Origin of the sequence: Micromonospora sp. ALFpr18c (assembly GCF_008868155.1) — a bacterium.
GTDB lineage: Bacteria > Actinomycetota > Actinomycetes > Mycobacteriales > Micromonosporaceae > Micromonospora.
On sequence record NZ_WBKR01000237.1, the window covers coordinates 1 to 8,833 of the forward strand.

At 72.7% G+C, this 8,833-nt stretch carries 8 protein-coding genes and 1 pseudogene; 6 read left to right on the forward strand and 3 right to left on the reverse strand.

Going from position 1 to position 8,833, the window contains the following annotated elements; all coding sequences use genetic code 11:
* The first annotated feature begins 283 nt into the window (after window positions 1–283).
* From F8271_RS27835 to F8271_RS27850, 4 genes are read left to right on the forward strand one after another with little or no spacing between them, the layout of a single operon-like run.
* Window positions 284–868: a copper chaperone PCu(A)C gene (locus F8271_RS27835; protein ID WP_151492815.1), complete on the forward strand. Its 585-nt coding sequence runs from the start codon at window positions 284–286 to the stop codon at window positions 866–868.
* Window positions 869–891: 23 nt separating this feature from the next.
* Window positions 892–2,091 (forward strand): Dyp-type peroxidase, encoded by a 1,200-nt coding sequence (locus F8271_RS27840; protein ID WP_370461982.1) that lies wholly within the window; start codon window positions 892–894, stop codon window positions 2,089–2,091.
* Window positions 2,088–2,627 (forward strand): copper resistance CopC family protein, encoded by a 540-nt coding sequence (locus tag F8271_RS27845; protein WP_151492817.1) that lies wholly within the window; start codon window positions 2,088–2,090, stop codon window positions 2,625–2,627. Before F8271_RS27840 ends, F8271_RS27845 begins: the two co-directional genes overlap by 4 nt.
* Before the next feature lie 53 nt (window positions 2,628–2,680).
* The gene (locus F8271_RS27850) at window positions 2,681–4,147 is read left to right on the forward strand and encodes a PepSY domain-containing protein (protein WP_151492818.1); all 1,467 of its coding nucleotides are present in this window, start codon (window positions 2,681–2,683) and stop codon (window positions 4,145–4,147) included.
* 40 nt (window positions 4,148–4,187) lie between these two features.
* Here the strand turns inward: F8271_RS27850 and F8271_RS27855 are convergent, their stop codons facing one another.
* On the reverse strand, window positions 4,188–5,321 hold the full coding sequence (locus F8271_RS27855; protein ID WP_151492819.1) for a cupin domain-containing protein: 1,134 nt from the start codon (window positions 5,319–5,321) through the stop codon (window positions 4,188–4,190).
* Window positions 5,322–5,334: 13 nt separating this feature from the next.
* The gene (locus F8271_RS27860; protein WP_151492820.1) at window positions 5,335–5,625 is read right to left on the reverse strand and encodes a hypothetical protein; all 291 of its coding nucleotides are present in this window, start codon (window positions 5,623–5,625) and stop codon (window positions 5,335–5,337) included.
* A 246-nt stretch (window positions 5,626–5,871) separates the two neighbouring features.
* Between F8271_RS27860 and F8271_RS27865 the strand changes: the two genes are divergently transcribed.
* Window positions 5,872–7,398, forward strand: a complete 1,527-nt coding sequence (locus F8271_RS27865; RefSeq protein WP_151492821.1) for a helix-turn-helix transcriptional regulator — start codon at window positions 5,872–5,874, stop codon at window positions 7,396–7,398.
* 62 nt (window positions 7,399–7,460) lie between these two features.
* Window positions 7,461–7,802: pseudogene (locus F8271_RS27870) on the forward strand (cobalt transporter); the annotation flags it as partial.
* Between the two features lie 2 nt (window positions 7,803–7,804).
* Here F8271_RS27870 and F8271_RS27875 read toward each other — a convergent pair.
* The gene (locus F8271_RS27875) at window positions 7,805–8,695 is read right to left on the reverse strand and encodes a pyridoxal-phosphate dependent enzyme (protein WP_151492822.1); all 891 of its coding nucleotides are present in this window, start codon (window positions 8,693–8,695) and stop codon (window positions 7,805–7,807) included.
* Window positions 8,696–8,833 lie beyond the last annotated feature (138 nt).

Here is an 8,833-nt window from a genome sequence, read left to right on the forward strand (position 1 = left end):
TCCGCACCGATCAGGGTGACGATCTGCGCCAGGTCGAGCCGCGGCCGCACCCCCGCTGGTCCCTCCGCCGTCATCGCCACCTCGGTCCGCTCAGGGATCAGCCGTCGATGTCGATGATGACCTTTCCGGCGCCGGTGCCGCCGGCGACCAGCCGGTGGGCGTCCATGATCGTGTCGAGCGTGAACGTGCGCGGGTCCAGGGCCCGGGCTCGGGGCGGGTGGGAACTTTTCGCTCGACGTGGCCGACCTGACAGACGCCAGGCCCGCCAGTGAGGGGAACATTCATGCCCAGCACCACCACCACCGCACGGCGTCGTCGCGCGGTCGCCGTCCTCGCCGCCGGGGCACTCCTGTCGGCCGGCGTCGTGGCGTGTGGAGACGCCTCGTCGTCCCCCGCTGCCGGTCCGGCGGTCGCGGCGTCGACGAGCGCCGCCGTAGGTGTCGTCGGCGTGCGCGACCCCTGGGTGAAAGCCGCCGACACGGGCATGACGGCGGCGTTCGGCACCCTGGTCAACGAGACCGACACCGATGTCACGATCACCGGCGCCGCCACCGAGGTGTCGCCCATGGAGCTGCACGAAATGACCATGAAGGACGGGAAGATGGTCATGCGGGCCAAGCCGGGCGGCATCGTGATCAAGGCGAGGAGCACCCACGTCCTCGAACCCGGAGGCGACCACCTGATGCTGATGAACGTGAGGCAGCCGGTACGGGCCGGCGACGAACTGGCCGTCACACTCACGTTCGCCGACGGCCGGAACCAGACGTTCACCGCGGTGGCCAAGCCGTTCACCGGCGCGCAGGAGAGCTACGCGCCCGGTCACGGGGCCAGCCCGATGCCGGAGACGAGCATGAGCCCGGCCGCATGACCCGCAACCCGACCTCCCGACCGGTGAGCAGGCGCGGCCTGCTCACCGGCGGGGCCGTTGCCGCCGGAGGCGCGCTGACCGCGGTAGCCGCCGCCGAACGCTCCGGTCACCGCGACGGGCGGCCGGCCGAGGTCGCCCTGGCGAGCGCGGTCGGCACCTCGGTCGAGCCGTTCCACGGGCCACGCCAGTCCGGGGTGACCACCGAACCACCGGCCCACGCGTCGTTCGTCGCGCTCACCCTGCGGCCCGAGACCGACCGGGCTGCGCTGGGTCGGCTGCTGCGTCTGCTCACCGACGACGCCGCACGTCTCACCCAGGGTCAACCCGCACTGGCCGACACCGAGGCCGAACTCGGCCTGCTGCCCGCGCGGCTGACCGTGACCTTCGGTTTCGGCCCCGGCCTGTTCCGGGCAGCCGGCGTCGACGACCGTCGGCCGCCATCCGTGGCCGACCTGCCCTCGTTCCGCATCGACCGGCTCCAGCCGGCCTGGTCCGGTGGTGACCTGCTGCTCCAGATCTGCGCGGACGACGCGCTCACCGTCGCCCACACCCAACGCGTCCTGCTCAAGGACAGCCGACCCTTCGCCACCGTCCGCTGGGTACAGCAGGGCTTCCGACGCGGCCCCGGCGTCGAGCCGGGCGGCCACACCCAACGCAACCTGTTCGGTCAACTGGACGGCACCGCCAACCCCCGGCCCGGGACACCGGCGGACCGCGCCGTCTGGATCGCCGACGGGCCCGCGTGGCTGCGCGACAGCACCACCCTCGTCGTACGACGCATCAGCATGAACATGGAGACCTGGGACCTGCTCGGCCGCGCCGACCGGGAACTCGCCGTCGGCCGACGCCTGGACACCGGTGCACCCCTCACCGGCACCGCCGAACACGACGCACCCGACTTCGCCGCGACCGGCCCCGACGGGCTGACCGTCATCCCCGACTTCTCCCACCTCACCCGCGCGCACGTCACCGATGACCGGCTGAAGATCCTGCGTCGGCCCTACAACTACGACGCGGTCCCGACGGCGGAGGGCCAGGCCGACAGCGGCTTGATCTTCACCTCGTACCAGGCCGACATCGCCCGACAGTTCCTGCCCATCCAGCGCCGACTCGCCGACCGGGACCTGCTCAACGAGTGGACCACCCCGATCGGGTCCGCCGTCTTCGCCATCCCGCCCGGATGTCCACCGGACGGATGGATCGGCGAGCAGGTGCTCGGATGAGGCACGCCAACCGGCTCGGCGCGGCCGTACTCACCGTCCTCGTGGCGTTGCTCGTCCCGGCCGCGCCGGCCTGGGCGCACAACAGCCTGCGGTCGTCGACGCCGGCCCGGGACGCGACCCTGCCGAGCGCGCCGGTCGAGGTCACGCTCGAATTCATGAGACGGCTCGACCCCGCCTTCACCACCAGCGTGCTCACCGACGCCACCCGGCAAAAGATTCCCACCGGCGATCCGGTGGTCGTCGGCGCGACGAGCACGGTCCGGGTGACCGGCCCGCTGCCGAACGGGACGTACACCGTCGGCTACCGGGTCGTCTCCGCCGACGGGCACCCGGCGCAGGGGTCGTATCCGTTCACGGTGGCCGATCCCACGTCGACCGCCGCGCCGGTCCGGGACGCTTCGACGCCGGCTCCGCCCGCCGCCGCGGTGCAGCCCGGTGGCGGATCGAGTGCCGGCGTACGTCTCGCCGGCGCGGCGCTGGCCGTCCTCGCCGTGGTGGTGGCCGGGCTCCTACTGCGGCGCGCGACCCGCCGCTGAGGACGGCGGGAAACCACCGAAGCTCTCGCCCCGACTATCCCGATCGGATCACCATGTCTCTCACCGAGGTGTCCGGCACGCCACCGCCGGACCACGCCACGACCGCCGAAGCACCGCCACGACCGGCCCCGCGTACGTCACCGTTCGGCGCGCTGCTGCTGCGGCTGCACTTCTACGCCGGAATCCTCGTCGCCCCGTTCCTGGTGGTCGCCGCGTTGACCGGCCTGGCCTACACGGTCACCCCGCAACTCGACGGCGTGCTCTACGACGACCAGTTGACCGTCGCCCAGGTGGGTGAACGTCCACTCCCGCTGGCCGACCAGGTCGGCACCGCCCGGAACGCGCACACCGACGGCAGCATCGCCTCGGTGCGGCCCGGGACCGGCGACCGGACCACCGAGGTGGTGTTCTCCCTGCCCGAGCTGGGCGAGAAGCAGCACACCGTCTACGTCGACCCGTACACCGCGCAGGTCAACGGACAGCTGACCACCTGGTTCGGCTCCACACCGGCCACCACCTGGCTGGACGACCTGCACCGCAACCTGCACCTGGGGGTGGCGGGCCGGCACTACTCCGAGCTGGCCGCGAGCTGGCTCTGGGTGCTCGCGCTCGGCGGTGTCATCCTCTGGTGGCGTCGGCGCAGCGCCTCCCGGGGCACCGCCCGGCACCTGCTCGTGCCGGATCTGTCCGCCGGCAGGGGCGTCCGCCGTACCCGGGGATGGCACGCCACCACGGGCATCTTGCTCACCGTCGGCCTGCTCTTCCTCTCGGCCACCGGGCTGACCTGGTCCCGCTACGCCGGGGCGAACTTCGGCGCCGGCCTCGACGCGCTCGATGCGCGTACTCCGGTGATCTCTACCAGCCTCACCGGCGTCCCGGCCGATCCCGGCGGCGGCCACGAGCACAGCGCGGCCGGGGCGGGCGGTGTGGTCGAGTCGGCGGCCTTCGACCGGGTCCTCACGTCCGCCCGCGCGGCCGGCCTCGCCGGCCCGGTCGAGATAACTCCGGCACAGGAAACCGGCTCGGCCTGGACCGTCGCGCAGATCGACAACACCTGGCCGGTCGCCAAGGACCGCGTCGCCGTCGACCCGGCCGGCGGTGCGGTCACCGCCCGCAGCGACTTCGCCGACTGGCCCCTGCTGGCGAAACTCAGCGGCCTCGGCGTCCAGGCCCACATGGGCGTCCTCTTTGGCCCGGTCAACCAGATCCTGCTCGCGGCGCTCGCCCTCGGGCTGCTCTGCGTCGTCGTCTGGGGCTACCGGATGTGGTGGCAGCGCCGACCCACCCGCGTCGACCGGCGCGCCCTCGCCGGCAGGCCGCCCGCCCGTGGCGGCGTACGACGTCTGCCGCTCTGGACGCCGCTGGTCGGCGTACCGGTGACCGTGGCGATCGGCTGGGCGCTGCCGGTGTTCGGGCTGACCCTGCTTGCCTTCCTCGTCCTCGACGTCGTCGTGGGCGCGGTGTCGCGACGCCGCCGGCCCGCCACGGCTCCCAGCTCCCCGGCACCCACCGGCGGCTGACGCACCGTCCGGCCGCCCGTCCGGCGGCGGGCGGCCGGACTCAGATCACCACCTGTTTCATCGTCGGCAATCCGTCGACGATCGACTTCTGCACGTTGATCGTGTCGGCGACGATCTCGTGGGGCGTGTTCGCCAACCACTGCATCACCGAGATGTCCTCGAACCGGGGATACTTGAACATCTCCAGGAACACCAGCGGCTCGTCACCGGTGTTCTCGATGTAGTGGCCGTACGCGAAGGGGACGTAGCCGACGTCGCCGGCCTGGAAGTCGAACGTCCGAGCGGCGGCCTGGGACGCGAACACGCCCATCCGTCCGGTGCCCGAGATGTAGTACTGCCACTCGTCGGTGGTCGGATGCCAGTGCAGCTCCCGCATCCCCCCGGGCTCGACCTCCACGAGGGCGGCGGCGGTCGTGGTGGACGCGGCGAAGTTCGTCGAGTCGGTGATCCGGACCGTTCCACCACGGAACCGCTGCGGGGTCTGCGCGAGCATCCGGTGTTTGAAGCTTCGCGGGATGTCGCCGGTCGGGCTGATCACCCGGTCCTGTTGCAGGGGCGGCGGGACGTCGCCCTGGAAGATGTACTTCTCCCGCTCGGGCAGGTTCTCCATCTGATCCGCCGTCCAACCGAAGTTCTTCGCCAGCACGTGCCGGGGCGTGTGCGCGAAAAAGTCGCTGAGCAGGAACGTGTTGTTCTCCGAGAAGGCGCCGTCGTCGAAGACCAGCAGGAACTGCGCGCCGTCGTCCAGCGCCTGGATGTTGTGCGGCACCCCCTGCGGAAAGAACCACAGGTCGCCCGCCTTGACGTCCTCGATGAAGTTGCGTCCCTCGTGGTCGACCGCGCTGATCCGGCAACTGCCGCTGAGCATGTACGCCCACTCGGACTGCTGATGCCAGTGGATCTCCCGGTACGCGCCGGGCTCCAGTCCGAACTGGACCCCCGCCATCGTGGTGGCGATCGGCAGGTCCCGGACGGTGACCTCACGGGTCCAGCCGCCGCGCTCCACCCGGGTGTGCGCCTGGGAGAACGAGAACTTCAGGTTGGGCACCAAGCGACTGTCGGTCGTCGGCGGCACCAGGAGATCCGGATTCTGCCGTTCCACCTCGACGTTACGGCCCGCGAAGGGAGCCGCCCCCTCGTCGCCGCGTCGCGGTTGGGGATCGTTGTTCGCCATGGTCGCTGACTCCTTACTCCGAGCGGATCGGATTCGGTGCGGGGACGGCGCCGCCGCGCGAGCGTGGCCGGGGAGGCATCCCCAGCAGGGCGCCAACCGTGGACCAGCCGTACTGGATGGCGACCGCCGCCGGAACGGCCACCGCGGTCGCGGCCAGCACCAGCCGGGTCCACGGCGGCGCGTGTCCGCCCGCACCGGTAATCGCCAGCAGCACGAACGCGAGCAGTACGACCCGCAGCCGGTGTCGGCCGGGAAGGTCGGTCCGCGCCGGGCGGATCCGCGGCACGGTGTCGATCGGCGTCACGACGGCCTCCTGTCGCAGGTCCTGTCACCCGATGATCTGGGGTGCACCGGCGACCCCACATCACGTGATCGCGCCATAGCGGCGCGCGATATCACGGACGACGTGGACGATTCGTCGCACCGTGGCTGTCGGTTGCCGGCCACGCCCGCTGGTTCGTCGATCCGGCCGCCCGCCGCTGCCGCCCTGATTAGGCTCGGTCGCAGGACGGCATTTCAACGGGCCGGGTTACCACCGGGGAGAAGGCCATTGTCCGATTCACCCTTCGACGCCGTACCGGACGCGGCCGCGGACCAGCTCCGCCTCGCCGGGCGTGGGGCGCAGGCCCTGGCCGTGCTGACAGCGCGGATCGCCGCGAACCGTGGCGGGGATCCTGACCGTCGCCGCCTGCTCGGTCGCCTCGCGGAGGTCGCCGCCGGAGAGCGACCGTCGGTCGTCCTCACCGCTCTGCGGGACGCGCTGGCGCGACCGCTGGAGGACGCCCGCAGCCGGAGCACCCTGCTCGCGATGGTCGCCGTCGTCGCGGCGCGTACCGGACACCCGGATGCCGACGCCCTGCTGCGCGACGCCGGTACCGCGCACGCGGCGGCGGGTGACGCCTCGTCGGCGCGCCACCTCGCCGTCGGCCGGGCCGCCCGCTCACTGTCGTACGGTGACCTACCGGGAGCCGATGCCGTGCTGGCGGCCCTGGCCCTCGACGCACCGGCGGTCCGTCGCGACGCCGCGTCGATCCGGGCCGAGCGGATCCTCGTCACGCTCTGCCTCGGCCGGCACGAGGACGCGCGAACGGCGATCCGCCAGGCGTTCATCGACACGGCCCCGCCCGGCACCGCGGCGAGCAGCAGGCTGACCGCCCTGGACTGCCTGCGCATGGTCGCCGTGGGAGAGCTGCCGGAGGCGGCCGCGCTGGCCGCCATCACCCTCGGATCTCCGGACATCGATCACGAGGTACGTGCGCTGCTGGTCGCCGTGGTCGCCGAGGTCCGCTACCGGCGTGGCGAGGCCGACGCCGCGCGCGCCGTCCTGCGCGCCTCCGCCGCGCCACAAAACTGGCCCGACAGTACGATGTGGACGGCCGCCCGGTGTGTCGCCGTCCGTGATCCCGTCCTCGGCGAGCCGGCGCGGACGCTCGGTCAGGTCGTGGCCGATCTGCACCGGTCGGTGCGACCCCTGCTACCCGTGCCGCAGTTCGGCCCCCGGCTGGTACGCGCGGCCGTGGCCGCCGACGACCCGCACGCCGCCCGCCGGGTCACCGAACTGGTCGGGCGGGTGGCCGCGCGTACCCCCGTCGCGCTGTGGCGCGCTCTGGCCGATCAGACCAGGGGCCTGCTCGACGGCGATCCGGACGCGCTGCGGTCGGCGGTCGGCGGCCTGCGCACCACCGCCGCGTGGCCGGCGCTGGCCGACGCGTTACTCGACCTCGCGAACAACCCCGGGCTGCGCCCGGCGGAGGCCCGGGAGGCCGCCCACGAGGCGGCCGCGCTCTACGCCCGGATCGGCGCTCCCGGTGACCAGCTGATCGCCGACGCCCGTTGCGCCGCGCTCGCTGCCGCCCCACACGACCAGCGGCGGCGGGTCGGCGCACTCACCCCCGCCGAGGAGCGGGTCGCCGAGCTCCTCGCCACGGGCGCCACCAAGAGGGAGGCGGCCGGGAGCCTCTTCGTCTCCTTCCACACGGTGGACACCCAACTGCGGTCGATCTACCACAAGCTCGGTATCAACAGTCGACTGCAACTGGTCCGGGCCTGGGATCGGTACCGGGCGACCAGCAACTGATCGTCGCGGTCTCGCGCCCTCCGCGCGGGTCGACCTGCCGCGGGGCGTCGCCCGGTCCGGGTGGGAGGGGCTTCGGACCCATCATCAAGGTGGCCTCGGCCGCCGCTGTCGCCTGGCAGTTCTCCGGCCCGGACCACGAGCGCCGGGAACGCGCCGCGCCGGACGCGAACTCGGATCGGCCCCGGCCGTCGCCGACTCCCGGCAGACCCTCCTGTGCACCTATCTCTCCGCGGTGCCCGCTGGGCGGGCTGGCGGTCAACTCGCTGTTCGGCTGGTGGTGGGCCGACCCGACCGCCGCCCTCGTCATCGCCACGGTCGCGGTCAAGGAGGGACGCGACGCCTGGCGCGGCGACGCCTGCTGCGCCCCCGGCGCCACCCTGCGCTCCCCCCGACAGCAGCGGTGACGTCAGGCTGACAGCTCGGGATGCCCGAACAACCCCGGCAGGCCACCGCTGTGCAGAAAGACCACCCTGTCGCCGTGCGGGAAGCTGCCGGCCAGCAGCGCCGCCATCGCCCGGCCGGTGTACGTCGGATCCAGGAACACGCCCTCCTCGCGGGCGGTCGTCCGCAGGGCCGCCCGCACGGCGTCGGTGAGCGTGCCGTAGCCCGCACCCACCTGCGATCCGTCGATGCGCAACGCGGCCGGCTCGACCTGGCCGACGAGCAGCCCGGCGACGGCGGCACGAGCGTCGGGCAACGCGCCGGTGTCCACGCCGACCACCCGCTCGGCACCCAGCTCACGGACCAGTCCGGCCATCATTCCGCCGGAGCCGACCGCCACCACGACCTCGACCCCGTCGATGTCCGGCACCTGGGCGCGCAGCTCCCGGCCACAGTCCACGTAGCCCGCCAGCGACGTCGGCGAGGTGCCACCGAACGGAATGACGTACGCCGAGCGTCTCTCCGCCTCGACCGCCACCACCTCGGCGAGCGGCCGGTCCCCGCTCCAGACGATCTCCGCGCCGGCCAGCTCGTCGAGGAGCAGGTTGCCGCGCCGGTCCCGCACGGGCGGACCGGCGAGCACCAGCACGCAGGCGAGACCGAGCCGCCCGGCCGCCGCAGCGGTCAGCCGCGCGTGGTTGCTCTGCGGTGCGCCCGAGGTGATCACCATGCTGGCGCCGGCGGCGAGGGCCTCGGCGCAGGTGTACCGCAGTTTACGGATCTTGTTGCCGCCTCCGCCGAGCCCACCGAGGTCGTCGCGCTTGAACCACAGGTCGGCCAGCCCCAGACGGGCGGCGAGGCGAGGTGCGGCCTCCAGCGGGGTCGGCCACGTACCGAGGGAGACAGGGGACGTCATCCCCACAGCTAAGTGGTCCGCTCCGTAAATCCTTCGGGGGTTATGCGGTCAGGGCCAGTGCGGCAGGCTGGTGATCGCAGCCGGTGGGTTGCTGGGGGTTCTGCTCTTTCTGTTCGTGTCGCTCGATCCGGGCCATCA

Coding starts and splice junctions, on each gene's coding strand:
- F8271_RS27835 (WP_151492815.1), top strand. CDS start 284: ATGCCCAGCACCACCACCACCGCACGGCGTCGTCGCGCGGTCGCCGTC.
- F8271_RS27845 (WP_151492817.1), top strand. CDS start 2,088: ATGAGGCACGCCAACCGGCTCGGCGCGGCCGTACTCACCGTCCTCGTG.
- F8271_RS27850 (WP_151492818.1), top strand. CDS start 2,681: ATGTCTCTCACCGAGGTGTCCGGCACGCCACCGCCGGACCACGCCACG.
- F8271_RS27855 (WP_151492819.1), bottom strand. CDS start 5,321: ATGGCGAACAACGATCCCCAACCGCGACGCGGCGACGAGGGGGCGGCT.
- F8271_RS27875 (WP_151492822.1), bottom strand. CDS start 8,695: ATGACGTCCCCTGTCTCCCTCGGTACGTGGCCGACCCCGCTGGAGGCC.